Source organism: Natronococcus pandeyae, from assembly GCF_008122205.1.
In the GTDB taxonomy this organism is placed as follows: domain Archaea; phylum Halobacteriota; class Halobacteria; order Halobacteriales; family Natrialbaceae; genus Natronococcus; species Natronococcus pandeyae.
Genome location: NZ_PHNJ01000011.1, coordinates 35,913 through 59,275, shown reverse-complemented (window position 1 = coordinate 59,275; position 23,363 = coordinate 35,913). Strand labels below are relative to the sequence as shown.

Below are 23,363 nucleotides of genomic sequence, written 5' to 3'. Positions count from 1 at the left end.
ATCGAGGTGCCACGAGCACCTATCAGAGTCGAGACGGCCACACTCGAAACACTCCCTTTCACCACCCGATACGCGTCCCGGTCGGTCTGTCACAGGGCTTGCTTCACGACCACCAGTAGGTCCCAATGACGCCGGCGGGCAGTCCGCCGGGAAGGCGATCTGAATACAAGCCGCGTTCCCCGGGCTGTCCACACGAATAAAAGACGGGAGAACGACTCCTCTCGCACAGGCGGCCGTTACTGCCGCACTTCGACAACTTCCCAGAGATGGGTGTAACTGAGCGCGATCCCGGCGTTCTTTTTATAGAATCCGATGCCACCGTCGTCGTACTGATCGTCTGATGCGGAGAGGGTCGTTGACTCATCAGTATCTTGTACAAGGGTGACAGTGATCTCCGCAGCGCGCCAGTCGATCTCGAACGTGTGGAACTCCCCGGCCGTATACGCTAGCTCCGCCTCCTGCTCGAGGTCCGTCGCCTCCCCCTCATCGAGCCGGCGCAACGTCAGGGCCGCGGGCTCCTCCTCTGTGTCGAGCCGGACGGCATAGTAACTCTCGAGATCTGCCTGGACGCCGAAGCGAAACTCCATGTTCGCGCCCGGGCGGTGGACGTAGTGGTCGAAACGGATTGTCTCCCCGCGTTCGGGATAGTGCTCGAGCGTGTCGGACTGCTCCACGTGCCCGTCAGAGAGCGAGAAAATGGCGGCTTCCTCAGCATCGGTCCGCAGGACGCAGCCGTCGGGTTCCTCCTCGGCGCCGCCCCCGTCGTCGAGATGGAAGCCGTCCTCGCCGAGATCGCCGACGAAATACTGGTCCAGTTCCCCGACGTCTTCGTCCGGGCAGTCCGGGGCTGCCCAGTCGAAGTCGACGACGCGTTGGATCGCCGGATCGGTGACGGTGACGGTTCCAGCTACGACGTCGCCGATCGCGACTTCGAACTCACCGCGCTCGTCGAACGTCTGGCTAAAGGTGACGGTTTCCGTCGTGCCCGCGGCGACCTCGATCTCGACCTCGTCGACCACTTCGTCGTTGACCCGCAACTCGACGGTCTGCGTCCCGTCGGCCTCCCCAGTGTTTTCGACGGTGGCTTCGAGCTCGAGCGTGTCGTCGATCTCCACATCGGTCGCACTCAGGTCGGTGTCCACGACGCTGATCGCGGGCTCCGGCTCGGGGATCTGATAGCCAGCCACGGTGGCGGCGTCCTCATCGAGATCGGTGACGATGGTGCTCCAGGTCTCCCCGTCGCCGGAGAGCGCGCCCCGGCCGGGACCGACGTCGTGTGACTCGGTCCAGAGTGGCTCCCCGTCGTCGAGGACGGTGAACGCGGCGTCCCCGCGATCCGCGGCGAAGACGCGCGAGCCATCGGCGGAGAGACTGACATCGCCGGTCGCCCACTGCCCAAGGTCGAGGTCAGCCGCCCACCACTGGTCGCCGGTCGTTGCGTCGGCGGCGACGGTCCGCCCCGGCTCGGTACCGATCACCGTCCCGCCGTCGGCCGAGAGAACGATCCAGCCGCCGAACTCGTCGGACTCCCAGACGACTTCGCCGTCGAAGTCCAGAGCAATCGTACGCCAGTCGTCGGCCCCACCGATCACGAGTTCGCGCTCGGCGTCGATCCCCACGGCCAGCACGTCTTCGTCGTGCTCGTGGCGCCAGATCTCGCTCCCGTCGCTATCGTAGAGCCGAATCCCGGGGTTACCGACGAGGTCGGTGCCCTCGTCATACTGCGCGGCCCCAACCGCGACGTAGCTGCCATTGTCGGTGATGGCTACGCTGCGGCCACCGGCATCGCCGAGCGGTGTTTCCCAGTGGATCGTTCCGTCCCGGTCAGCCAGGACGACGCTCCCGGGTGCCCCGAACGGCGCCGACACCGAGGCGACCTCGGCATCCGCGGTGGCGCTGAGATCCCACATTCCGGGGTGTTCGATGGGGGTCCCATCGCCGTCGAGGAGATCCAACACGCCGAATGCGTCACCATCCATCCAGCCGAGCGCGGCTGCTGCCGTCTCTTCGCGAACCTCGATGTGTGAGACGGGAGCGTCGATCGCGAGCGGGAGGATGGCGCCGTCGCGGGCCTCGTCGAAAACCATCACGTTGCCGTCGTCGAAGCCGAAGAGAATCGTCTCCCCCGAGTCGGAGATCCCCGTCGCGAGCCCCGGTTCGCTGTACGACTCCGCGATGATTTGCTCTACCTCCTGGGCCTGCCCTACCCCGGATCCGAAGTCGAGCCCTTCCTCCCGCACTGACGAGAGAAACGCTGTACTCAATACGCCTGCCCCTACTCCCATGAGCTGCCGTCGCCGCATGTTGGAACCCGCCGTTGGCGATAGCATTAAGCCATTGTCATGATACGATGACGGGTTCCTTTGATGAACTAAGGGTTAGGAATTGAACGTACCAGGTGGCGTTGATTGCCTGCTCGCCCGTAAAGGCACTCCCACACCGTCGCGTTCGCACAATCCCGCGCTCGAGCCCACCTTCGACGACCCCCGCGAGGGCGACGCCGAACACACCCACGCCGACAGCTCGAAGCCGAACGCCTTGCTGGGCGACGAGCCGACGACCAACAGCCGCGAGGGTGCCGCCACGTGCATCGACTGGTATCGCGCCACCCAGGCGTGGTACGACCCGCTCGTCCGGAAATCATAGTTTCGCGTGACTGTTTTCGTGCTGGCGTGCTGGTCACATGGCAGGATTTTCTCGCCTACGAAAGATAGCCAATGCAGTTGCGCCAGCAATCGGTACGTCTGAAGGACTCAACAGTACTGGTGAACGACCCACGTGACGGCCGCCCAAAACCGGCGCTGGTGGTGAGTCATAGTTGATACTCGCTCCCCGTGCAGGTGGCCGAGGTACCGCTGGAGAACGTGATGGACCCCATTTCTGCTCCGACTCGCGTGCTGAATACGTCCTCAGGGCCTCGTTTAGACGCCTCTGATTGGACGAGTCAGGCGTCCCTTCGACGACCCAGAATACGGTAGTGACCGCCTCACGGTCCAGTTTTGTATGGAGCGATCAACGCGTGAGAGACGATTGTCACCGCGTCTAAACACGGCCCGTCCTCAGTGTTCAGCTCCCATCGGCCTGCTTGAACAGGGCAGTCGGGAGAAGCCGCTCTACGCCGAAGTTTAGGACCGTCTCATCACCATCGTCGGATTCAATTTTGAACAGGAGCGTGGGAAGTCCTCGGTCGAGACCGACCTTCTCAATGGTTACCTCCCCCTCTTTAATACCAGTAAGAAACTCGATGGGCGTAGGCAGTTGACTTTCCGCCCGACCAGGGGTTGGTTGACCCTCGGACACGGCCCTTCGATACGCGTTCATTTTGGAGTAGTACCAGCTGCTGTAAGAGAGTCCGAGCACGGTGATGAGGAACGGCCACGTGCGGTGATGAGGAACGGCCACGTGAATATTGCGTGTGTTAGCAACTCTCCCGTCACCAGGCGTTCAGCCCACCATATGAGACCCAAGGCTGAGATAAAGAGACTGAACGTGCCCCGAACGGTACTCTTCTCGTATTGAATGATCGTGTCGCTGGACAGCCGTGGAATATGCATGAGCCACTGAGCAGAGTAACGAATCATGAACCCCCACGCTAATAGAAGCGGTAGGACCTCGACGGCTTCGAGCACCTGAATAGTGGAGTTAGACAGTTCAGACGAGTACTTTCCAAAGAAGATTGCCAATTCCGCTCCAATGTACAGCGAGACCCATATAGCGCTGAAGGAAACGATCCACTTCAGTCTGTAGCCAGGTATCTTAACCGAATCTCCCCTATTCACGGTGGCCATTGAACTACTGTTGGTGTTGGGCAGCTAAAATATCTTATTCAGCGAAGTATCGAACTAGTACCCTGTTTCCTAGACGGTATTACGGAAGTTGAATCCCTCAGCCAGAATCTGCGTGTGATGTGCGTGCTGAGCGTCACATCAATAGATTCGGTTCTTTTTCTTGCCGTCACTGATGTGCCGCTCTCGATCGATCACGCTGCAGCCGACAAGACGGTCACTACCGAGCACGCGATCGACAATTTATCGGTCTACGATACGACCCGTTCTCGGCAGGTCACTCGATCCATGGATTTGTCGAACGGGTGTACCGAAGGCTGTGCCAGACCACCGTTGGTCTTATCCCTGGAGGAGTTCGGAGTTACCGTCGCTCGCATACTCTCCGTCGCATTCAGATCGGCATTCGCCACCAACCCGCAGACGTCGCAGACGTAAATCCCTGTTCGACGCGATTCGCCGACGTCTCACACCCACAATGCTCCCTTCGGGACCCCAACCGTTATCACACAGTACACGAATTATGAATTGTATGTCGAAAGCCGCCGGCGAACCCGAGCGGGCCATCAATGGGCTCCTGTCGGTCGCACAGCTCCTCGAAGAGCCGCGGCTGGCGCGCCTGTATACGTTCGTTCTTCGAGAAGGGGAGGTCACCATCGACGAGATCGTCGACGAACTCGAGACACCGCGAACGACGGCGTACTCGGACGCGGGCACCCTTGTGGAACTGGGTGTGCTAGCCCGAGACGAGGATCAGAAGACGCACACGTATTCGGCAGCCCCGATCACGCTCACTGCTGATCTTGACGGGAACGCATACACGATCACGCCGACACTCATCGACGCGTTTGGTCGGTCACCCCAGGACCAGGACCTGGATTTACTGATCGAGAGAGACGGCCTCGGGAAGCTGGCCGCGGCGCTCACGTACGCAATACCGTACGCCGAGGGGCAGATGTCCGAACGGGTTGCCGCCCGCGAACTCGACCTCCAGCACGCGTTTGCGGTCGCCGTGCTGCACGCGCTTCGGGATGTCGTCCTCGAGATGGAACCGGTCGATCCGTACTTCGACGAGATCCGCAACGCTCGCGAGCGTTCACCCGCGGCAAATTCTGAGAGTTGAATGAGTGAGTCGTTTGACCCCGTTCGGGATGCGGACGCGTGGGTCGCAGATACAGGGCTGTTCGTTGCCTGCGGCCGACAACAGAACAACAAGTACACTGCTCTCGAACGATTCGCACGGCAAAACGAGATCACGTTCGTGATCCCCCAGCGTGTCTACGACGAACTCGGTGGCGCGCCGGATCGGAGTACGCCCGGCCAAACCCCGGTCGAGAGTGCGATCGATGCGGGCTGGGTGGCGGTTGCCGACGAACTCGACTACACGAACCGGGTTGTCGCTGCCACGATGGATGCAGTTCGGACGTTCATCGCCACGCAATCGAACCGGAACGAGGATCAGATCGAAAAAGCGGATACGGCGCTTGCCGGCGTTGCTGCGCAGCTCCTCGGCAACGATGCAACGGTCGTGTGTGTCGTGACGACGGATCTCGACGCTGGTGACGGGGTCGTCTCAGCGCTCGAGGCCCACGGATTCGAGGACCGAGTCCATTTCAAAAACGGGTTCGAACTGATCGAGGAGATCACCTGAGCACCCGTCTCACGAACGCTCCCGAGCCACTCGTCGCTCCAGCCTGGGCAGTCCTCGGTGTCGCCACGGCGAGCCCCCATTGACGGTGACGCCACCCAGATCCGGGACTTCATCTACCGGCAGGGATTTCTTTCAGATTGATCCCGTAATTACGCTCGGACGCTCTCGCCGCGCGTTCCAGACTGACTAAAGCGATCGAACTACCAACTGCTACGTCAACGATGTCGTTCGTGTGAACCAGCAGTTATTGACCGACGACAGCGCCGACGGCGAGATCCTCAATGTGGGGTCGACCGACACCATCGACATCAAGACGCTCGCCGAGGTCGGCCGCGACGAGATCGATCCTTCCCTTGAACTCGAGTTCGGCGAGCCCCGCGAAGGCGACGCCGAGCACACCCATGCCGACAACTCGACGGCTAACGAACCGTTGGGTTACGAGCCGACGACTGATATTCGCGAGGGCGTCGCGCAGTTCATCGACTGGTACCGTGCCACCCAGGCGTGGGACGACCCGCTCGTTCGAAATTCATCGTTGTGTGAGAGGCCGGCTGGACTAAGTATCCGGTCGGTAGATCAAAGTCGACGACCCATCTACCAGAGAAGACTGGTGATTAGGTCAGTCAACTGTGAGAGGTGGTGCTGATACCCGTCTCGAGCGTGGGCGGCTGCCAATTGTTGGACAGCCTCGCCCGTCCTCTCACTCGCGAATCTGGACTTCCTGCCCCTCGCTGACCCACATATCGAACAGTATCGCGAACAGCAGCGAATCACAGTCCTTTCAGCGGTAACAGCTATAACACTACGGCCGCTACGTCTAGCCACGGATGTCGATCGACCGGGAAACCTTCGACCGAGCGAGCGAGGAGGAACTCGAGGACCTCTCGACGACGGACCACGTCCTTGGATTCCTCGCTGCCAACGACGACCGGGCGTTCAAGGCCCACGAGATCGCGCGCCAGACCGACCTGGACGACGGAGCCGTGAGTACGGCCCTCACCCGCCTGAAACAGCGGAACCTCGTCGAGCATAAGGGCCGATACTGGGCGATCACGACCGACGAGCGGCGGCTCGACACCTACGACGGCTACGCCCGTGCAACGGCGCTGTTCAACGACCGGTTCGGCGCGGAAGACCGCGAGGAGTGGCGAGCGCACGCCCCCGATGAGCCCCATCCGAGTCAGACGGATGATAAGGCGTGACCGGTGGCGAACCGCCGATATACGAACCCGGTGATGTCGTCTACGGCGACGATCCGTACAAAGGCGACGAGGCCGCCCGACCGTGGCTGATCATCTCCAACCACGAAGGCCGACCGTTTCACGGCGAGCAGTATATTGTCCTCTCGCTTACGACTCGAACCTGGATGGACGGGCTCATCGAGATCGACCCCGACGAGTGGATCCGTGGCGGGACCCCTGCTGACAGTCGCATCGTTCCCTGGGGCGTACAGTCGATCGCCAGCGATGATATCGACTATTGGCAAGGCCGACTCGAGGAACGGCCCGTCACGGAGGCAATCGAGTCGCTTGTGGCCGATCTCCAATCGTAATCCGGCCGCCTGCGTACCTAGTCGAGGCAACCGCACTCTTCTCCAATATCCTCGAGACGATGCAGGCGGTCGGCGTCTCGGAGCTCGCGTACACGTCGACGTCGACGGTGTACGGCGAGGCGCCGCGGCCGACTCCCGAAGACTATGCACCGCTCGAACCGATCAGCGCCTATGGGGCGAGCAAACTCGCCGACGAAGGGCTGTGTTCGACCTACGCCCACTCCCACGAGCTGACCGTCCGGACGTTCCGCTTCGCGAACATCGTCGGCTCCCGCCTGCAGAGCGCGGTGCTCGCCGATTTTACTGCAACTGTGTACACGACCCCGGAAACGGCGCTGATCTGTGGGACCGGCCGCAAGGAGCAGTTGGACGGGGTGCGACGTCGAACGCGTTCCTGCCCAACTACTTACGGACGATAGCGCCGACGGCGAGATCCTCAATGTGGGGTCGACCGACACCATCGATAGTCGAACGCTCGCCGAGGTCGGCCGCGATGAGATCGATCCCTCCCTGGAATTAGAATTTGGCGACCCCCGCGAGGGCGACGCCGAACACACCCACGCCGATATCTCGAAAGCCAACGACCTGCTGGGCGACGAGCCGACGACCGACAACCGCGAGGGCGTCGCGAAGTTCATCGACTGGTACCGCGCCAACCAGGAGTGGTACGATCCACTCGTCCGGGAGTCGTAGTTGTGTGGTCGTCTTCAGGGACATCAGCAATGAATCGGGACTCGAACCAGAATACGGGTGGCGACCGGAGCTGGACCGGCGACGTCCCGACAATGCGCCGCTCACTCGAGACACGCGACGTGCTCGGCTGGCAACCGGCGTCCGAGAGCGACAGCGGTACGACGGGCGAGGCGGGAACTGATCGATGAATCTCGGCGTCGCAAAGCCGGTCACGCTCTGCGCGCCGAGCAACGAGCCGGGAGTCCGGTAGTACCGGTCCGCCGTATGTCCGCTTCGGTGTTGGCCGCGCTGGTCGATCAGCAGCGTTCGGGACGGCGACTTTCCACACGGCCACCTGGACCCGCCGGTTACGTGGGCTCAGGCCGTCGGTCAGTGGTCTCTAGCCATGACGTCGCTCTTGCCGGCAAGTTGTGGTTTCACGATATCCGAACGCTCGAGCCTGCCCGTCTGCTACGGGGCCGGTGGCTCGCCCTCCGAATGCGGAGCGTGCCCCGACACACTGGTCAACGCTCGGTACCCCTTTCAGTCGAGGGAGGATGCTGTGACCCGTCTGTGCACGCATTGTGCGCACTGACCATGCTGCGAGCACCACGAAACCAAACAGAAGTGCTGCGTCGCAAGCGTAGCGTCAGCAGTACAACGGGTCTAATCGGTCAGTCCAGCGGAGACACCGCGTTCTGGGTCGCAGCACTGTTCATGTGGATGATACGTGACAGCGACATCGACACCGCCCGGGCAGTCACGGGAGCCCGGCAGTACCTGTCCGCGTACTAGGGTTTACTACGGGCGACGCCGAGCGGGAGGTATGGACATCATCCATACCGCAATCTGGGTGTCGGACCTCGAAGAGGCACGCGCCTTCTTCGTGGACGCACTCGGACTCGAAGAGAACTGGTCGTTCACACTCGACGGCGTCGAGAACGTATACGTCGGCGGCGAGCACGGTGAAATCCAGCTCCGCTCTGCCTCCGACCACGACGGCCCTGATCCCGACCGCGAGACGATCGACCACATCGCGGTGTCCGTCGACGATGCCGACGCCGAGACGGAGCGGATGGTCGAGGAAACCGGCTGTGACGTCATCGACGGGCCACTGACCATCGACGCGGCAAACGCTCACGTCTCGTTCATCGAGGGCCCCGACGGCTACGTGGTCGAACTCGTTGAACAGTTGGACTAGCGTCGACTTGAATTAGCTAAAGACGAACGGTGGAGGGACTATGTGCAGCGGCATCGTGGCTTGACGTCCTCCCGCGCCTAAACGCGCGGGAATCCCACGGCACCGCAGCCGCTGGATTGAGATATTAAGGTTTGGCGATGCTCGTCTGTTGGACGAGCGTCCCCTGTCCACAACTCGGGACGTGTTCTCCACGCCGGAACAGGTTGACGACTGGCTGCGCCAAACAGCCGTTACTCCTATCCACGTCAACAGACGTAGACTCAGAGGTACTTTCAAACTCTCCAACACCCTTCAACCGGATATTCTCCGCTCCACCCACGTCGCTCTGGGCAACTACGAAACACTCCTCACACACGTACAACCCGCGCTCAACGCGCTGCGAATCATCACGATGCCCGCACGAGCAACACGTCTTCGACGTGTCACGTTCGTCCACCTCAGTCACGCGAATGCCGTTGAGCGCGCCCTTGTACTTCAGCACGGTTACCACGAGGTCGAACGGCCACGAGTACAGATCGAGGTTCCCGTGCGACCCCCAGCTCACCGCAATCTTGTTGCCGTCCTCATCTTCCGCGTCACGAATCCCGCGGACACTGCCGACAAACAACTCTCCAACGTCGTTTTCGAGGCAGGTGTGGATGATGCCGTTCGTCGCCGCGTGGATGTAGTGTGAGCGGCGTTCGGACCGTTTTTCGTGCAATCTCGTAGCCTTGTTCGACTGCGGGTCGTTGCACTTGGCGATATGTCTGAGGAAGTAGTACTCGTCCTCTTTCAGCGCGTGACCCGGGTACAGCTCCGTGTCGCCGGACGAGTACGAGACGGCGGCGAAGTTGACAATGCCAAGGTCGACGCCCGCCGTTTGCTCTCCTGTCTCGTCGACAGTGATCTCGTACTTGCAGACGAACTGCAAGCGCCATTCACCGTGTTTGTACACGGCTCGCACTTGTTGCAGGGTATCCTTAGACAGGTTGATTTCCGGCGGGAGGTTGTACTCGCAAAGGATGTAATCGGGTTCTGACGGGTACTCTTTGTGGTTGCGGCCTTTCGAGAGGCGGACGCGATTGTTCTCGGTGTCGAGTTTGAACCCCTTGTTTTTCCACGTGACAGTGCTGCGCGGGTGGTCGTCGCCGTGTTTGCGGTAGCCGGGCGGGTTTGCGCGGTCGTCCCCGTTTTGACGCTTGGCGTACCAACCGGCGAACGCCTCAGCGAGTTCTTCTAAGACTCGCTGACTCGACTGCGAGTGCAGGTCACCATAGCGTTCGTGGTTCTTCAGGTACGCCTTGAGAGCGTCTTCCCCGGGGATCTCTCCAGTTTCGCTCCAGATGCGGTCGCATGTCCACCGGGCGACGTTCCAGAGTTTGCTGGCGGCAAACCCGTGCGAGTCCAGTGGCTCTTCCATTTGCGAGTAGTTTTGAATACTCGCTTCGTGAGTGAGACGCACTGGGTCACTCGCCATACACCTCAATTAGTTGTGGCTTACTGTAAATGTGCTGGGGCACCGTCTAGTTAGCGCAGTTTGAGGAACGAGCAGGTCGTGGAGTTAGTTTGGAATGATGCTCGCAGACCTGCTCAGCGAGTGTTACGCGGCGGAATTTGATGAATCTTGGGAGCGGGAGCGGACGGCACGCCCGTCAGGGTGTTCGCCGTCCGTCTCCACGCGACCGGGTGTTCACTTCGAGAGACACAAGCGATTCTTCGGTTGATCGGCGTCAAACGATCTCATCAAGCAATCTGGCACTGGGTACATCGGCTGGCTGACAGCGTTTCAGACCCGCCGACGGCGAAGCCGTCGCGGGTCGCCATTGATGAAACCGCTGTCAGGATTAATGGTGACTGGTCTTGGGTGTACGCTGCAATAGACGTAGACTCTAGACTCGTCCTTGATGTCGCAGTGTTCGGACGACGAGGCACCGATCCAGCCGCTGCGTTCCTGCATCGATTAACCGAGAAACACGATCTCTCCGAGACGGTATTTCTCGTCGATGGCTACGGCTATTTGACTGCCCTCGCTCGATTAGGATTGAACGGTCAGCTCGACTACGTTGATCGAAACCTGATCGAAAAGTGGTTTCACACCTTCAAGATGCGAGTTGACCGCTTCCATAACTCGTGGGTGGGCAGTCGGGCAAGCGTCAGGGAATGGCTTGAGCAGTTCGCACACTATTATAACACACAACGCCCGCACCAATCACTCAACGGACAAACGCCAGCGGAGGTGCTAAACTAGACCGTGCCTGTGCTGGCTATGGCTTGGATTCGTGGAATATCCGGCCCTGAATGGGGCGTGGAGTGCTTCAGGAGTGACGGCGCGTATCCACGCCCTGAAGGACGTGGTATTGCGCCTGCTCCGCATATAATCGCATGACCGATCACGATGAGCACGCGGATAGCCCGCTCGACCGACAAGACCAGGAGATCGCAGCCGAGATTGCTGAGGACGAGGACGCGCTTCTCTCTGCGCTTCCCCATTATTACCGGGGCGAAATCAGCCAGGCAAACAATGCTCAAGATCGGATCGATCAGACAACCAACTGGGCGATCACGGTCATGGCAGCGCTTCTCTCGCTCGTCTTTGCGAACCCAGACACGCCCGCATACCTATCTTCCTCTGGTTCGAAGCTCGGCGGTATCGCTTTTATGATCTGTACCGGCCCCGGGTCCGGTTCTTTCAAGAAAACGTGTTCGCAAACGCCTTGGAACCCGTTGGTGCCGAACATCCGCGGTGGCGCGAGGAGTTGAGCAACGATCTTCGAGAAGCGACGTTTAAGAGTAGCCTCTGGGAAGCGCTCTCTCGCCGAATCCGGCGGATCTATGGGCTTCTGTTCGTCGTTTTGGGCACAGCTTGGGGTGTGAAAATAACACTGTTTACGCCGGAAGCCCAATGGACGGAGGCAGCGGAACTACCCGGAATTCACGGGCGGACTGTCCTCTTTCTCGTCGGACTGTTTTTGGTCTGTCTACTCGTACTTGGACAGTGGCCGCGCCGGCGGAGAGCAAAAGGCGAAGTCTATGGTCAAGAACCAGGCGCCTGGAAAGAGGACTAAATTCGAAGAGAACGCTGTGGCTTCTGCCAGTCACGTGCGGCTCAACTACACCGCTATCGCTCATCCGTACAGGTGAGGCGACTAGGGGAAGGTCGCTCACTGAAGTCAAATATTTCCTCCTCGAACCATCCGTGCGCGGCGGTGCCATCGGCCGTGATGCTGACGAGATCCTGGTCCTGGTCGTACTCGACGATGTTCGCGTCCACTAGCTTCGGAACGTGACAGTGATACAGGCTCAGATAGATCTCGGTAACGGCGTCCGCCGGAATTCCATCGATCGTCATCCCGTGTTCTTTCACTGCGAGTTCGTCGGCAAGGTCAGCGAGCGTCACGACGTGGTGGCGGTGCAAGCAAGACAGTACAGAGCGACGACGCGGGTGTGCCAGTGCAGAGAAGTACTGATCCGCATCGGAGTGGCTTCGTGTCATTCGGTCACACTTCATGTGGGTGAGTCAGCCACGCATAAGAGTGGCGATTCCGGAACAGTTCACTCCGCCGCTGGATCGTCGACGGGCAGACGAACGGGTCGGTGGCACACCCGGCACGGCGTGGGAGACTAGGCGACCGAGCCGGCAGGCTGGCGGAGGTGGTCACGCTCGCCGCCGCGTGCGGAAACTCGGTCGGGCTCCCCACGCACTGCACCGGAGCAGAGTCACGACTGTTGCAGGCACCTACGGGGTGGGACCGTTCGAGCGGCCGAAACCCCGGTCGCCGTTCCGTCCGGAAGGCCGGCACCGAGACCCGAGTGGGGCGCCGGGTGGGTGCTCGCGGGTCGTTCTCAGCTGCTGTGTCGCGCCAGTGGAGTTTATAATTCGTGTGCTGTGGTACCAATGCCCATGCTGGCGTTTCCCCTCCGGCGGGTTCTCCCGTTCGTCCTCGCCGCCATCACCGTCCTCCTCGGCCTACTCGGCTATTTCGAACTGGTGAGCGCGCTGCTCGAGCGGCTCGGCTACGCACCTCCCTAGCAGGGGCTACGTTCGTAGCGCAGCGCGTCATCGCTTTCCGACAGACCGTGCTGTCCGTCGCTCGCCAAGCCTTCGAGCCACGTGCCGCGGGCCGCACCCCGTTCCCTCGACGGCCACTGGCTGCACATCGGCGGCGAGGTGACCGCCGCCCGCTCGACCGTCGATCTCGGCTCAGCGCGCGCTCGAGTCCGCGTCGACGCCGAGTTCGGCAGCGGCCAGCGTGTCGGAGGCCCGCCGGAGCCGTTCCGACAGCGCCTGGTGGGTGACCCCCAGTTCGGCGGCGAGCTCCTCCAGCGAGATCCGGCGGGGGATCTCGAAGTAGCCGTGTCGGACCGCACAGGCCAACGCCTCTCGCTGGGGTGTCGTAAGCCCGCGTCGACCGGTGCTCTCGTCGGCGCTGTCGACAACGCTCCGAACGGTCGGCGCCAGCTCGCGCGCTTGCAGCTGGTGGTGGGCCTGCGAGAGCTTCGCGCGTCCGGAACCGAGCCGTGATCTCTTCGAATCGAATCGGTCGGTCTGAAATCCATAGTGGGATTCCCGCGTCTAACGTCGCGGGAGGAGGGCAACTTTGAACGACGGCGTCGCCGACGCGAGCGCTTCTCAGGGGAACGGCTCGCCGCTGGTGCGTTCGATCACGCTTCGGCGACCGTCCGCAGTCGTTCGACGAGTTCGGGGTAGCCGTCGGTGTCCGCGATGGGCGTGTGGGTACCGACCGAGAGATACCGCATGGTGTCGTCGTCGAGAACGGCATCGAATGCCGCGACCAGCGGTTCCTTCTCCTCGGCGCGGGCGATTCGAGCGAGGGTTGCAGCCCACATCTCGATTTGCTCTCCCACATCGACGGTCGGGTCCTCAGCCGTTCGCTCGGCGAGGATGGCGATGACCGCCACCTCGATGTAGATTTCGTATATCGTCCGCGTATACCCGCGAGAAGCGTGACGAGCCGTCGCCGAACAGATATCCGCCCAGATCCCCTGAAAGCTGGGCGCCCGTATCGGGTAGTCGTCGGTCTCTATCCGATGAGCGAGCACGATCGAACTGAAGACGACGAAGAGATTCCGACACTTGAGAAGGAGCTGTGCCGCCAGCCTTGCCCGATCGCCGTTCATCGGGAGAAATCGCCGGTCCCACGAGACGTCGAGGGCGGCGACCGTCGGCCCGAACCGCTCGAGGAGCGTTTCGTGACACCGTTTGATGTCGGTGAAAAAGGAGAACAGGATCTGCTGGCGGACCCACGCTTCGTACTCCTGATTCTCGATTCGATTCAGTTGCTGTTCGAGTCCGGAAAAGACGTGCTGGATCGTGTCGGTCTCGGCGTCGAGACAGAGCTCTTTGACGAGCTGTCCCCACTTCTCCCAGGCGGTGACCAACGGCTGGTGTTTCGTCGGATCGGTCGCGTACCGATCGATGATCCCCTCGAACCCGTCCGAGGCGATTCGCGCGACCCGATCCTGCGAGGTTTGCGTCCCGGCGCGTCCGATCCGGGACATCCACTCGAAGCCGTGCTCCGCGATTTCCTCCATTTTTCTCTCGTGGCCGATCTCGATGATCTCCGGGACGTACACCGTCAAAACGGGCAGGTACATCGACTCGAGCAGGTCCGTATCCACCGAACGCTCTCCGTCCTCGAGGAACTGCACCATCTGGCTCCCCAGCTCTCGGAGCGCCCTGAACGCCATGAACCGTTCTTCGTTCTGGATCGCCTGCACGGTCAGCGAGTGCAACGGGAGCAACGGGTGATCCATCTCCGTCTCCACGGGGTTGTCACCCTGATTAGCACGGAGCAGTCTGCGACTCCGCGCCGGCGTCAGTTCCCGCTCGAACATCGAGACGATCCCTTTCGGCGTCAGTTGTGTGAACGTAAACCGGATGAAGTAGACGAGCCAGATCGCGACGACCAGCCCCAGACCCGCTGCCACGTAGACCATCGTTCTCACGGCGCTCTCCGAGAGGAGCGGATAACTGTAGAGCAGGGCCATGTCGAAGCTGATCGAGACGAGAAAGAGCCCGAACGTCACGATGAAGACGGGGGATTTGACGTAAAACTCGGTTATCTGGGTGGAGTACTTGCTCGCCGTGAGCTGGACTGCGAGAATAACGACCGAAAAGACGATCGCCAGAACGCTGGCCTGGGCGACCGCTAAGGTCCCGATGAACTCTCCGACCGTGGCCGGAACGTAGATCGCGTACGGGGTGACGCTTATCGCGAGCGCGCCGCCGAGGATGCCGATACTGAGCGCCAGCAGGCCTACCGGGAGTCGGGACAGCACCCCGCGTAATCTGTGGGAGAGACGATCTTGGGTCATTTTCTCGACTCGCTCTCGCCCACCCCGGACTCGACGGTGATGGGATCGACGTCGGGTTTGCCGGCCCGGTAGAAGAGATAGAACCCGTGGAAGTAGACGAGAAACGCGCCCGCGGTGAGGACGTGGAAGAACCCGAGCCAGAAGGCCGGATCCATCGAGAGCAGCGGCGGCATCCCCGTGACGTACCAGATGAACTGGGGGATCCAACTGAGCATCAGGATGGCCGTCGCGACCCCCACAACCTCCAGGGCCCGTGCGATCTGTCCCGCGTAGTGGCGCCGTCCGAGGAAAATAAAGACGAGTCCGAGCAGCATCACCAGGGTGGGGATGACGTTCGTCGCCAAATCGATGAGCGGCGCCTTGTCCGGGACGGACGCGACGATGATGCCGGCGCCGACCGAAACGAGGATTCCTCCGGTCGCGATATAGTAATCCCGCCTCTCGAGATGGGTGACTATCATACTGATCGACGCTCCATGACGGTCCCGTCGGACGGACAGAGGTTTTCGAGGGTTCGGAGCTGTTGCCCGGATATCGATGCCTGAAGCATGTTGATCACCAGTTGTCGGCCGACGACCTGCACGTAGGCTTCCAGCAGGAGTTGAGCGACGGCTCGCTTCGACTCCTCGGTCTCGCCGAACTGGAACTCCCGGATTTCGCCGTTCTCGTCGACGTGAACCGGCGCCGAGTTCGCTATCGCGACGGCTCGGTCGCGACCCATGTAATCGATCGCCTGCTGGATCAACTGGTTCATCGCTCGAACGTACGTATCCCCATCCTGAGAGTTCATTACTTGGATCGTGACTGCTCGTCGTGTCTCGGTCTGGGCCGGGCGAGCCGCCAGAACCGGTAAAACCCGTAGATGATGATGACCCAACTGATGATGGTGAACACGTGGAAAAACCCACCCCACCACGCCGAACTCAACCCCAACATGGGAGGGCCGAGCGGCTCCGGTGCGCCTCGAATGTGCCACTCGATGTGTGGGACGATAGCGGCCATAAAAAAGAGGAGGCCGAGTGCGATGAGCTGAAGGTTCCGACCGATCTCCCCGCCCCAGTGTTGACTCGCTCGAAGTAGCGGCACTAACGTCACGAGAATCACCCCGCCGACGAGAACGCTCGTCCCCCGCCCGACGAGAGGGAGCGTCCCGTGGTCGGCGACCAGTGAAAATATCACGCCAGCGGCTATCGCGAGCACCGGTATCCCAGATATGAGAAGAAGATCAGTACGGGAGAGCGCCCACGGTCCCCTCATTCGACGATCTGACCCGGGATCTTGTCGCCCATGATTTCTCCGATCGTATTCTGTCAGTCACACACCTCGTTTTCGCAACCTGCTACGTGTTCGGACCACGTTCGCGAGTAAAATACCATGGCACGGTTTACTAACCAATACCGGCTGAAACGTTCGAATCGGAGATGCACGGCAGATTCCGTAACGCATCTCTCGGGCTGAACGAAGCTCGACCTCGAGTTCGGCGACCCCCGCGAGGGCGACGCCGAACACACCCACGCCGACATCTCGAAAGCCAACGAGTTACTGGGCTACGAGCCGACGACCGACATCCGCGAGTGTGTCGCGCAGTTCATCGACTGGGACCGCACTAACCAGGAGTGGGACGATCCGCTCGTCCGGCAGTCGTAGCTGTTTGACCTCCTTCCGCGCCTAACGACGCGGGTCTGCACTCGAAACCGGTCTCACGGCGACGAAGCAACCCGTCGGCCAGGGACCGCGTGTCGACTCGAGTCGCTGCCGTTCGACGCCGGCGGCGAGAGACACCCACAGGCAGACGTACAGACGGGAATCGACTGGGCCCCGCTCTCGCGAGCTGCTAGCCCAGACGTTCGGAGAGTGAGTCACTCGAGACGCATGGACGAGTACTGATCACGACAGCACGCCCGCCGAGCCGGCAGCCGTCGCAGCGACGGCCGATCAGAACGAGTCGAGCTCGAGCCCGTCGATTCGCTCGAAGTGCGCGACGTTCTTCGTCAGGACGGGTTCTTCATGGACGAGCGCCGTCGCGGCGATAATCGTATCACCGATCCCGATCGCGTTTCCGTTCGCAGTGAGCCGCCCGTCGATTCGCCCAGCCTTCTTCATGACCGGGCTATCCGCCGGATAAACCGGCTTCGAGTCGAGCACGGCTTCGATTTGTCGCCGGCGGTTCGATGTATCGTCCACTCGCTCGAGGCTATGGTAGAGCTCGAACTGCGTGATCGATGAGATATGGAGCGGGACGTGTTGGTTTTCGAGCGCGGCGATCTTTCGCGTCGCCTGCTCGTTCCCCTGCATCAGGTGGATGAGCACGTCGGTGTCGACGATCACGGTTCTGAGTCCAGCTGGTCGGTGACCCGGTCGAGCCGGTCGCGCGATCGCTCGTCCTGCTCGCGGATCGCCTCGCGCATCGCGTCGGCCTCCTCGTCGGCGAGAATCCCCGCGAGATCGAGAAGCGATCGCTCACCAGCGATTCGTTCGACCGTGTCGGAGAACGATTCGCCCGGCTGCTTGCGACGTTTGAGGCGCTGATATGCGTCCTCGGTGAGCCGAATGTTGCGGTACTCAGTGTTCCCCATGCACACATATGTGTGCAGTAACGGCTTAACCGTTTTGTCCGTCTTGGGATCCACTCCGTAGAACTGCGGAAGGTGATTTGATCAGAGAGTGTTCTTTCACCCAGAACTGAATAGAACCCGTTAGTAGAGAGGTACGCTTACTGAACGGTCAACTTTCCATTTAGAAACACTGATCGTTGTGCATTATAGATAATTATATATGGCGCCCCAAAAAGAGCGGGAGGAGCGAGAACGGAGAGTTCCTGTTGTGTGTGTTACATGCGGGAGAGGATATGTGGCAGAAGAGTGGTCAGATGGTGCAATCAATCTCATTGGACAAGTGAAATGTGAGTGCGACTCGACCGATTTCCAGATAGATAGCTGGTGAATCAATGACCAAGAACAACGGCAGAAAGACTGCCCGTTCACTGTATCCCCTGTATCTGTCGATGAGTCTTGCCGTTCGCAGTTCTCCAGTGATGGAGGGCGAGTGCCTCGGGGCTCGCCCCCGAGGTACTTCACGCAACGAGAGGCGCGGGCCGGTAACGGTCGGCGTGCCGATAGGCGAGTAAGCCTATGAGACAGCAGTCACGCGTACAGCTCACACACCGACGGCGAGATCATGAACGTCGGCTCCACCGACAATATCGACATCAAGACGCTCGCCGAAGTGGTTCGCGACGAGATCGATCCCTCGCTCGAGCTCGAGTACGGCGACCCCGTGAGGGCGACGCCGAGCACACCCACGCCGATATCTCGAAAGCCAACGACCTCCTCGGCTACGAGCCGACGACCGACATCCGGAAGGGGGTCGCGAAGTTCATCGACTGGGACCGCGCCACCCAGGCGTGGGACGACCCGCTCGTCCGCCAGTCGTAGCCGATGGAGACGCGGCTGGTAGTGGGTCCGGACCGACTTCCGTAACGGAGCCGAGGCTCAGTCGGTCCCGTGCACAGCGGCCTTATCGCCGGGCCACCAACGCGGCTGGGGACCTCCTGATCACTGACACCTGGCAAGATCAGTGTGCAGAATGTAGAGAAGGGATGCACCAACCCGGCCTCGTTTCGTCCAACCGATTCGAAGTGCATTGGCTGGTCAGTCGACCTGCGAAGTGACCGGTAGTGTCATGCAATAGCACATAGGCAGTGGTATCGAACACCGCCAAATTAGCTGAATTGAGGCGCTAGCGGAACGAACACTGCGGACACCAGATGGGCGTGTGCGGGGAGTATTTGTGGTTGGCACACCAAGATGTGAGTATGCCTCACGACCAGGATGTCGAAGGTGATACCGCGGAAATAGCGTCTGAGTTTGAGTGTTTGCAGTGTGGGAAGATCGTCACGGCCGATACCCACCCCGGAGAGTGTTCCGACTGTGACGGTGAGTTCCAGAACCGGGCGAAATCACTCGAGTAGCGGTTTGCCAAACGCCCTGTACTGACCGATCACGTGTTTTGACAGCTCGGTTCTCAGACCGTGCCACGTTCGCACCCTGTATTCAGCACGGTTCTGCTCTCAGTATCAATAGCAGAGAGACAGAGAGCGGGAGGGTCGCAGCTCGACATACCGGTATCCGGACGCTCGCCGCGGGCGGCCGCGACGAACTCGATCCTTCGCTCGACCTCGAGTTCGAGTTCGGCGACCCCCGCGAAGGCGACGGTGACCACACCCACGCCGACAGCGCGAACGCGACCGGCGAGGCGTCGCCGCCCACGGCCCGTGGTCAGGGGTGTCCGCCGCCAAGCGGTAGTCGTGGGTCCCCGACCGAGTGGCGCGGACGACCGGACCGAACCAGGCAAGCGGTGGACCTGGCTGTGCCGTCCGCTAGTCCTTCGGTGAAATGTACCCGGCGAAGGTCTGGAACAGGATCGCGTCGTCGGGGATGTAGAACGTGTCCGTCGCGAACTTGTAGACGTTCTCCGGTGATTCTGCCTGCCAGACGATGTAGGCGAACTCGTCCTCGACGGTCTCCTGTTGCATGTCAATCGTGGCGTCGTCCTGGGCGAACTCCGCGAAGAACTCCTCGAAGAGGCCCTCGATCTCGTCGAGTCCGCGGAACGTCCCCATGTTCGTCACGATGACCGACTCCTCCGTGTAGTCTTCCATAATGCCCGACAGATCCTGCTCCCCGAACGTCGTCAAGTGGTGCTCCAGTATCGTTTCGGTACTCGCCATTCGGATCACCTCGTGTGAGTTGCCAACATACGACGATATAAAACGTGGCGTCGGTGGCTGCGACGGCGGCCGCGGACAGTTCGACAGCGTCGGAAGGCGGGCGTGCCCGAGATCACCACAAGATCCAAAATGAGCGCCAGACGGGCCGCTCGCGAGTCCACTCCAGTAAGGACAACGCTCTTATCGGTGCCGCGACGAAAGCGACAGCCGAACAGGGTGCAGCCCTCATCGACTCATGTGTGACCTACTTCGGAACGGAGATCGAAGCGAACCGCCGGTGACCGCCCTCGGGAACCGACAGCGACCCGCTACAGCCGCTAGCCCGACACAAGGAACGCGATACCCCGACACAACGAACGGCATGGTGGAACGAGGAACCGAGCGAGCGACGGGGTGTCCCGAACCGTGACAGCTGAGACGACGACCACCGATCCGGGGAGCGAGGCGAAACGGATCCTCGGCTACTCGCGGTGGTGGCAGATCGTCGCCGCCGCGGTGATGATGGCGCTCGTCAGCCCCTACCAGTACGTCTGGGCCTCGATCGAGGGCCCGCTGGCGGGCGAGTTGAACGCGTCGCTCTCGGCGCTGGGATTCGTCTTCACCGCCTACGTCGTCGTCATGGCCCTCGTCCAGTTTCCGGCGGGCTGGTGGCGGGACCGGTACGGGCCGCGGGCGGTCACCTTCGCTGCCGGCATCCTCGCCGGCGGGGGCTACGTCGCCCTCTCGTTTGCGACCGAGATCTGGCACGTCTACGTCGTCTACTCGCTGGGCGCGATGGGCGTCGGGATGGTGTATACGGTCGCCGTGAACACCGCGATCAAGTGGTTCCCCGACCGTCGCGGCCTCACAACCGGGATCGGGACGATGGCGTTCGCGGCCGGCAGCGCCGCGTTCGTTCCCTACGTTCGGATGGCCGTCGCCGATGGCGCGCTCGCGAGCGCGCTCTCGAACATGGGGATCCTGATCGCACTCGGGATCGTCGTCGGGACGGTCATCCTGCGGGATCCGCCGGCGTCGTGGCATCAGTTCGACGCCCACGAAACCGGGGCCGAAGCGGAGGAGACGGCGACCGAGTCCACAGAGGACGCCGGACCGACGGAGAGCGAGCGTGTCGACCGTGGCGACACCGAGCGGCTGTCCGACGGCGGGCGCCGGTCGTTCACCTGGCGAGAGATGGTCCGGACGTGGCAGTTCTGGGTGATGTACTTCATGTTCTTCGCCGTGAGCGCAGCCGGACTGATGATTACGGCCAGAGTCGTCCTGTATGCCGAGCACGCGAATCTCACGGCGACAGCCGTCACCGCGGCGGCGACGATCCTGCCGCTGGCGTCGGCCGGCGGTCGGTTGGTCGTCGGCGGCATCTCTGATTACTTCGACCGCGAACGGATCACCGCCGTCTCGTTTTTCGCCTGTGGCGTCGCGACGCTCGCGATCGTGCTGTTCGCCGGCTTCGAGTCCGGACTCGGCTACATCGTCATGGTCTCCGTCGCGGTGTTTTTCTGGAGTTCCCAGTTCTCGTTGTTCCCGAGCCTCGTCGGCGACTATTACGGCGGGAAACACTCCTCGGCGAACTACTCGATCGTCTACTCCGGCAAAATGTGGGGCGGCGTGTTCGGCGGCGGGGTCGTCGGCTGGCTCGTCGGCGTCCTCGGCTGGGACCTCACCTTCCTGCTCGGCGGGATGCTCGCGGTGGCAGCCGGCATCGTCGGCTTCTTCCTCCGACCGCCGCGCTAGCCCTCCGTTTCACGAGTTCGGCGACCCTCGCGGGGACGACGCCGACCACACCCCCGCCGAGAGCTCGAAGCCAACGCCCTGCTGCGATCCGGACCACTCTATCTGACCAATAGGTAGAAATTCATTATGGCAGCCTAATGTCAAGAGCTATCTGCGGTAGCGTCGACTAATCACCAACGATGAATCCAGTGAGGGGGCTACTCGACCGGCTGGCGGCGGATAAAGAACGGGTCGACATCACTGTCGAGTTGTTGTGGGACGTCAAGGACAGTTTGTTCGCGACGATCCGGTTCACGCTGTGGGAGGTGCGACAGGTGTTTTTCACACGGGAGCGCTCGGGCGCTGACTCCGTTGTCGTTCCACTCTCGGCCCAGCAAGCGGAAGCGATGCTCTCAGAGCATCACTTCGAACCGGGCTGGTGGCTGTCGTACAGTTTTCGGGGGGAGGAACTCAATATGCGGCGCCCCGAACATCGGGTGATCGAGCCCGGGAAGGCGAAATGGTGGCAGTCACACGTCCGCGGATACAGTACCGAAACGGACGGCGGTGAGGCAATCGAGCTGACGTGGCACGTCGAACCGGAGCCGAAGGAACATCCGACCGAACACCTCATCGGCCCTGCAGACTATGAGGAAGGTGCAGCGCTTCTGAAATCCCTGTTGGACGACCACGGGATCGAGTACGAACTCGCCGTGGTAGAGTGAACGTGTTCCCGGATGCAATGGGTGCTCGACAGAACGGCCGAGCCGGACATTCCCCGCACTTATGCGATCGGTGACCGAGTTGCGCTGTCAGCACTCGCCCTCACAGCGCCGAAGACGACGGCCGCGAATATCGTCGACGGCATCACTACAGCAGTCGACAGCGACCGAATCAACGGAGTCACGGAAGCGACGGTCGACCGAGCCATCGGCAACGACGCCGTGAACGGACACGCCGCCGTCTCTGGCGATGAGCGCTGTCTCGTGCGGGTGGAACTCCAATCTGTGGCCAGCCCATCCTGTCACTCCTTGCCGTCACTGGCTCGTCTCGAGTTGGGAATCCATCGGTGTCTCCCGCGTCCGAACGATGATCTTCGCGCTGGCGTATCCCACCAGGACTGCCACGGCGAGAAGGAGTGGATAGACGGCGACGAGTTCGACCCAGCCAATGTCGAGCGGGCGAACGAGCACGAAGTGTCCCGTCGCGATGCCCATCCAACCGACGTACAAGAAGTACAATACCGACAAGGAGACGCCGCTCCCGACGAGACTCCACGTCGACTTCTCGAATTCGCTCAGGTCTACCTCGAGGTTCGCGGTGTAGATCACCGTCTGCAGGCTGATGAACCCCGGCACTAAACAGAGGACGGTATAGATGAGATTCACCGCAAGGTCGGGGAAGGTCACGGCGTCAGGTACCGGCGGAGTTTCTATGTCGCGGATGGTGTGACAGCAGATGCTCTACGTCCGTCCGTATCGATGCCTGGATGGTCCGTTCCGTCGTCTCCATGTGTAGAGCTTCGGTGTGTGCAGTGTTAGTAGTTACCATTGCTGGGGGACAAGACCCGCCTGGCTGCGTTTGTATCGTCCAAACACACCGTGTGTGCCACCGCAACAGCGGTCGTCAGTCGCTGCCGTGGCGGATGTGTCCATGGGCGTCCGTACTGACCGGTTCTGCTTTCGCTCTGAGTCACCGCGTCCGCCTCGAGCGTCAGCAACACGATCCTCACTGGCGGCTCGACGGCC

At 61.3% G+C, this 23,363-nt stretch carries 24 protein-coding genes and 7 pseudogenes; 17 read left to right on the top strand and 14 right to left on the bottom strand.

Features of this window, described 5'->3' with window-relative positions; translation table 11 throughout:
- Positions 1–236: 236 nt before the first annotated feature.
- Entirely contained in the window at positions 237–2,264 is a 2,028-nt protein-coding gene (locus tag CV102_RS17970) for an outer membrane protein assembly factor BamB family protein (RefSeq protein ID WP_187433031.1), read from the bottom strand.
- A 121-nt stretch (positions 2,265–2,385) separates the two neighbouring features.
- Here CV102_RS17970 and CV102_RS17965 point away from each other — a divergent pair, with 121 nt between their 5' ends.
- On the top strand, positions 2,386–2,646 hold the full coding sequence (locus CV102_RS17965) for an NAD-dependent dehydratase (protein ID WP_148859369.1): 261 nt from the start codon (positions 2,386–2,388) through the stop codon (positions 2,644–2,646).
- A gap of 671 nt (positions 2,647–3,317) precedes the next feature.
- Here CV102_RS17965 and CV102_RS17960 read toward each other — a convergent pair.
- Positions 3,318–3,788 carry a hypothetical protein gene (locus tag CV102_RS17960; protein WP_148859368.1) on the bottom strand — a complete coding sequence of 157 codons (471 nt, stop codon included), beginning with the start codon at positions 3,786–3,788 and terminating at the stop codon, positions 3,318–3,320.
- Between the two features lie 526 nt (positions 3,789–4,314).
- Between CV102_RS17960 and CV102_RS17955 the strand changes: the two genes are divergently transcribed.
- The 8 genes and pseudogenes from CV102_RS17955 to CV102_RS17920 all read left to right on the top strand — a co-directional run bounded on the left by CV102_RS17955 (position 4,315) and on the right by CV102_RS17920 (position 8,858).
- Positions 4,315–4,905, top strand: a complete 591-nt coding sequence (locus CV102_RS17955) for a DUF7437 domain-containing protein (protein ID WP_148859367.1) — start codon at positions 4,315–4,317, stop codon at positions 4,903–4,905.
- A complete protein-coding gene (locus CV102_RS17950; protein ID WP_148859366.1) occupies positions 4,906–5,433 on the top strand; it encodes a hypothetical protein in 528 nt (175 codons plus the stop codon).
- 211 nt (positions 5,434–5,644) lie between these two features.
- Positions 5,645–5,965, top strand: a pseudogene (locus CV102_RS17945) (UDP-glucose 4-epimerase); the annotation flags it as partial.
- 295 nt (positions 5,966–6,260) lie between these two features.
- Complete coding sequence (locus CV102_RS17940; protein ID WP_148859365.1) at positions 6,261–6,635, top strand: MarR family transcriptional regulator; 375 nt, start codon at positions 6,261–6,263, stop codon at positions 6,633–6,635.
- Positions 6,632–6,985, top strand: coding sequence for a type II toxin-antitoxin system PemK/MazF family toxin (locus tag CV102_RS17935; RefSeq protein ID WP_148859364.1), 354 nt, complete (start codon positions 6,632–6,634; stop codon positions 6,983–6,985). The genes CV102_RS17940 and CV102_RS17935 overlap by 4 nt, the downstream gene beginning before the upstream one ends.
- Positions 6,986–7,029: 44 nt before the next feature.
- Positions 7,030–7,678: pseudogene (locus tag CV102_RS27415) on the top strand (GDP-mannose 4,6-dehydratase); the annotation flags it as partial.
- Positions 7,679–7,731: 53 nt separating this feature from the next.
- Positions 7,732–7,867, top strand: a pseudogene (locus CV102_RS26115) (UDP-glucose 4-epimerase); the annotation flags it as partial.
- 616 nt (positions 7,868–8,483) lie between these two features.
- Positions 8,484–8,858 (top strand): VOC family protein, encoded by a 375-nt coding sequence (locus CV102_RS17920; RefSeq protein WP_148859361.1) that lies wholly within the window; start codon positions 8,484–8,486, stop codon positions 8,856–8,858.
- 124 nt (positions 8,859–8,982) lie between these two features.
- Here CV102_RS17920 and CV102_RS17915 read toward each other — a convergent pair whose 3' ends face one another.
- Positions 8,983–10,314, bottom strand: a complete 1,332-nt coding sequence (locus tag CV102_RS17915) for an RNA-guided endonuclease InsQ/TnpB family protein (RefSeq protein WP_222863712.1) — start codon at positions 10,312–10,314, stop codon at positions 8,983–8,985.
- A 94-nt stretch (positions 10,315–10,408) separates the two neighbouring features.
- On the opposite strand from CV102_RS17915, the pseudogene CV102_RS17910 reads away from it, so the two are divergent.
- Both CV102_RS17910 and CV102_RS17905 read left to right on the top strand, forming a co-directional pair.
- A pseudogene (locus CV102_RS17910) lies at positions 10,409–11,085 on the top strand (IS6 family transposase).
- 134 nt (positions 11,086–11,219) lie between these two features.
- Positions 11,220–11,902, top strand: a pseudogene (locus CV102_RS17905) (DUF2270 domain-containing protein).
- A 53-nt stretch (positions 11,903–11,955) separates the two neighbouring features.
- On the opposite strand, the gene CV102_RS17900 reads toward CV102_RS17905, so the two are convergent.
- Positions 11,956–12,330 (bottom strand): winged helix-turn-helix domain-containing protein, encoded by a 375-nt coding sequence (locus tag CV102_RS17900; RefSeq protein ID WP_187433029.1) that lies wholly within the window; start codon positions 12,328–12,330, stop codon positions 11,956–11,958.
- Between the two features lie 408 nt (positions 12,331–12,738).
- Here CV102_RS17900 and CV102_RS27055 point away from each other — a divergent pair, with 408 nt between their 5' ends.
- Complete coding sequence (locus CV102_RS27055; RefSeq protein ID WP_267903131.1) at positions 12,739–12,867, top strand: hypothetical protein; 129 nt, start codon at positions 12,739–12,741, stop codon at positions 12,865–12,867.
- A 171-nt stretch (positions 12,868–13,038) separates the two neighbouring features.
- Here the strand turns inward: CV102_RS27055 and CV102_RS26405 are convergent, their stop codons facing one another.
- The 5 genes from CV102_RS26405 to CV102_RS17875 form a co-directional block, all read right to left on the bottom strand.
- Positions 13,039–13,296 carry a helix-turn-helix domain-containing protein gene (locus CV102_RS26405; protein WP_394349503.1) on the bottom strand — a complete coding sequence of 86 codons (258 nt, stop codon included), beginning with the start codon at positions 13,294–13,296 and terminating at the stop codon, positions 13,039–13,041.
- A gap of 203 nt (positions 13,297–13,499) precedes the next feature.
- Entirely contained in the window at positions 13,500–15,173 is a 1,674-nt protein-coding gene (locus CV102_RS17890) for a DUF2254 family protein (RefSeq protein WP_148859357.1), read from the bottom strand.
- Positions 15,170–15,634, bottom strand: coding sequence for a hypothetical protein (locus CV102_RS17885; protein WP_148859356.1), 465 nt, complete (start codon positions 15,632–15,634; stop codon positions 15,170–15,172). The genes CV102_RS17890 and CV102_RS17885 overlap by 4 nt, the downstream gene beginning before the upstream one ends.
- Positions 15,631–15,963 carry a hypothetical protein gene (locus CV102_RS17880; RefSeq protein WP_148859355.1) on the bottom strand — a complete coding sequence of 111 codons (333 nt, stop codon included), beginning with the start codon at positions 15,961–15,963 and terminating at the stop codon, positions 15,631–15,633. The genes CV102_RS17885 and CV102_RS17880 overlap by 4 nt, the downstream gene beginning before the upstream one ends.
- Positions 15,963–16,430, bottom strand: coding sequence for a hypothetical protein (locus CV102_RS17875; protein ID WP_148859354.1), 468 nt, complete (start codon positions 16,428–16,430; stop codon positions 15,963–15,965). Before CV102_RS17875 ends, CV102_RS17880 begins: the two co-directional genes overlap by 1 nt.
- A gap of 207 nt (positions 16,431–16,637) precedes the next feature.
- On the opposite strand from CV102_RS17875, the pseudogene CV102_RS26735 reads away from it, so the two are divergent.
- A pseudogene (locus tag CV102_RS26735) lies at positions 16,638–16,820 on the top strand (UDP-glucose 4-epimerase); the annotation flags it as partial.
- A gap of 288 nt (positions 16,821–17,108) precedes the next feature.
- Here the strand turns inward: CV102_RS26735 and CV102_RS17865 are convergent.
- Entirely contained in the window at positions 17,109–17,501 is a 393-nt protein-coding gene (locus tag CV102_RS17865) for a type II toxin-antitoxin system VapC family toxin (protein ID WP_148859353.1), read from the bottom strand.
- Positions 17,498–17,749 carry an antitoxin VapB family protein gene (locus tag CV102_RS17860; protein ID WP_148859352.1) on the bottom strand — a complete coding sequence of 84 codons (252 nt, stop codon included), beginning with the start codon at positions 17,747–17,749 and terminating at the stop codon, positions 17,498–17,500. Before CV102_RS17860 ends, CV102_RS17865 begins: the two co-directional genes overlap by 4 nt.
- Before the next feature lie 589 nt (positions 17,750–18,338).
- Here CV102_RS17860 and CV102_RS17855 point away from each other — a divergent pair.
- Positions 18,339–18,607: pseudogene (locus CV102_RS17855) on the top strand (UDP-glucose 4-epimerase); the annotation flags it as partial.
- Positions 18,608–18,987: 380 nt separating this feature from the next.
- A complete protein-coding gene (locus CV102_RS17850; RefSeq protein WP_148859351.1) occupies positions 18,988–19,143 on the top strand; it encodes a rubrerythrin-like domain-containing protein in 156 nt (51 codons plus the stop codon).
- A gap of 53 nt (positions 19,144–19,196) precedes the next feature.
- Here the strand turns inward: CV102_RS17850 and CV102_RS17845 are convergent, their stop codons facing one another.
- Both CV102_RS17845 and CV102_RS17840 read right to left on the bottom strand, forming a co-directional pair.
- Positions 19,197–19,394 (bottom strand): hypothetical protein, encoded by a 198-nt coding sequence (locus CV102_RS17845; protein WP_148859350.1) that lies wholly within the window; start codon positions 19,392–19,394, stop codon positions 19,197–19,199.
- A 157-nt stretch (positions 19,395–19,551) separates the two neighbouring features.
- Positions 19,552–19,902 (bottom strand): nuclear transport factor 2 family protein, encoded by a 351-nt coding sequence (locus CV102_RS17840; RefSeq protein WP_148859349.1) that lies wholly within the window; start codon positions 19,900–19,902, stop codon positions 19,552–19,554.
- A 498-nt stretch (positions 19,903–20,400) separates the two neighbouring features.
- Between CV102_RS17840 and CV102_RS17835 the strand changes: the two genes are divergently transcribed.
- Together CV102_RS17835 and CV102_RS17830 are read left to right on the top strand one after the other, a co-directional pair.
- The gene (locus tag CV102_RS17835) at positions 20,401–21,636 is read left to right on the top strand and encodes an MFS transporter (protein ID WP_148859439.1); all 1,236 of its coding nucleotides are present in this window, start codon (positions 20,401–20,403) and stop codon (positions 21,634–21,636) included.
- Between the two features lie 179 nt (positions 21,637–21,815).
- Positions 21,816–22,340 (top strand): hypothetical protein, encoded by a 525-nt coding sequence (locus CV102_RS17830; RefSeq protein ID WP_148859348.1) that lies wholly within the window; start codon positions 21,816–21,818, stop codon positions 22,338–22,340.
- 312 nt (positions 22,341–22,652) lie between these two features.
- On the opposite strand, the gene CV102_RS17825 is transcribed toward CV102_RS17830, so the two are convergent.
- A complete protein-coding gene (locus CV102_RS17825) occupies positions 22,653–23,024 on the bottom strand; it encodes a hypothetical protein (RefSeq protein WP_148859347.1) in 372 nt (123 codons plus the stop codon).
- Positions 23,025–23,363 lie beyond the last annotated feature (339 nt).

Excerpts from the sequence above, each read along its gene's own strand:
- CV102_RS17835 (WP_148859439.1), top strand. The coding sequence starts at position 20,401 with ATGATGGCGCTCGTCAGCCCCTACCAGTACGTCTGGGCCTCGATCGAG.
- CV102_RS27055 (WP_267903131.1), top strand. The coding sequence starts at position 12,739 with ATGCTGGCGTTTCCCCTCCGGCGGGTTCTCCCGTTCGTCCTCGCCGCC.
- CV102_RS17890 (WP_148859357.1), bottom strand. The coding sequence starts at position 15,173 with ATGACCCAAGATCGTCTCTCCCACAGATTACGCGGGGTGCTGTCCCGA.
- CV102_RS17940 (WP_148859365.1), top strand. The coding sequence starts at position 6,261 with ATGTCGATCGACCGGGAAACCTTCGACCGAGCGAGCGAGGAGGAACTC.
- CV102_RS17840 (WP_148859349.1), bottom strand. The coding sequence starts at position 19,902 with ATGGCGAGTACCGAAACGATACTGGAGCACCACTTGACGACGTTCGGG.
- CV102_RS17955 (WP_148859367.1), top strand. The coding sequence starts at position 4,315 with ATGTCGAAAGCCGCCGGCGAACCCGAGCGGGCCATCAATGGGCTCCTG.
- CV102_RS17830 (WP_148859348.1), top strand. The coding sequence starts at position 21,816 with ATGAATCCAGTGAGGGGGCTACTCGACCGGCTGGCGGCGGATAAAGAA.
- CV102_RS17885 (WP_148859356.1), bottom strand. The coding sequence starts at position 15,634 with ATGATAGTCACCCATCTCGAGAGGCGGGATTACTATATCGCGACCGGA.
- CV102_RS17920 (WP_148859361.1), top strand. The coding sequence starts at position 8,484 with ATGGACATCATCCATACCGCAATCTGGGTGTCGGACCTCGAAGAGGCA.
- CV102_RS17850 (WP_148859351.1), top strand. The coding sequence starts at position 18,988 with ATGCCTCACGACCAGGATGTCGAAGGTGATACCGCGGAAATAGCGTCT.
- CV102_RS17880 (WP_148859355.1), bottom strand. The coding sequence starts at position 15,963 with ATGAACTCTCAGGATGGGGATACGTACGTTCGAGCGATGAACCAGTTG.
- CV102_RS17915 (WP_222863712.1), bottom strand. The coding sequence starts at position 10,314 with ATGGCGAGTGACCCAGTGCGTCTCACTCACGAAGCGAGTATTCAAAAC.
- CV102_RS17960 (WP_148859368.1), bottom strand. The coding sequence starts at position 3,788 with ATGGCCACCGTGAATAGGGGAGATTCGGTTAAGATACCTGGCTACAGA.
- CV102_RS17950 (WP_148859366.1), top strand. The coding sequence starts at position 4,906 with ATGAGTGAGTCGTTTGACCCCGTTCGGGATGCGGACGCGTGGGTCGCA.
- CV102_RS17900 (WP_187433029.1), bottom strand. The coding sequence starts at position 12,330 with ATGACACGAAGCCACTCCGATGCGGATCAGTACTTCTCTGCACTGGCA.
- CV102_RS17860 (WP_148859352.1), bottom strand. The coding sequence starts at position 17,749 with ATGGGGAACACTGAGTACCGCAACATTCGGCTCACCGAGGACGCATAT.
- CV102_RS17875 (WP_148859354.1), bottom strand. The coding sequence starts at position 16,430 with ATGAGGGGACCGTGGGCGCTCTCCCGTACTGATCTTCTTCTCATATCT.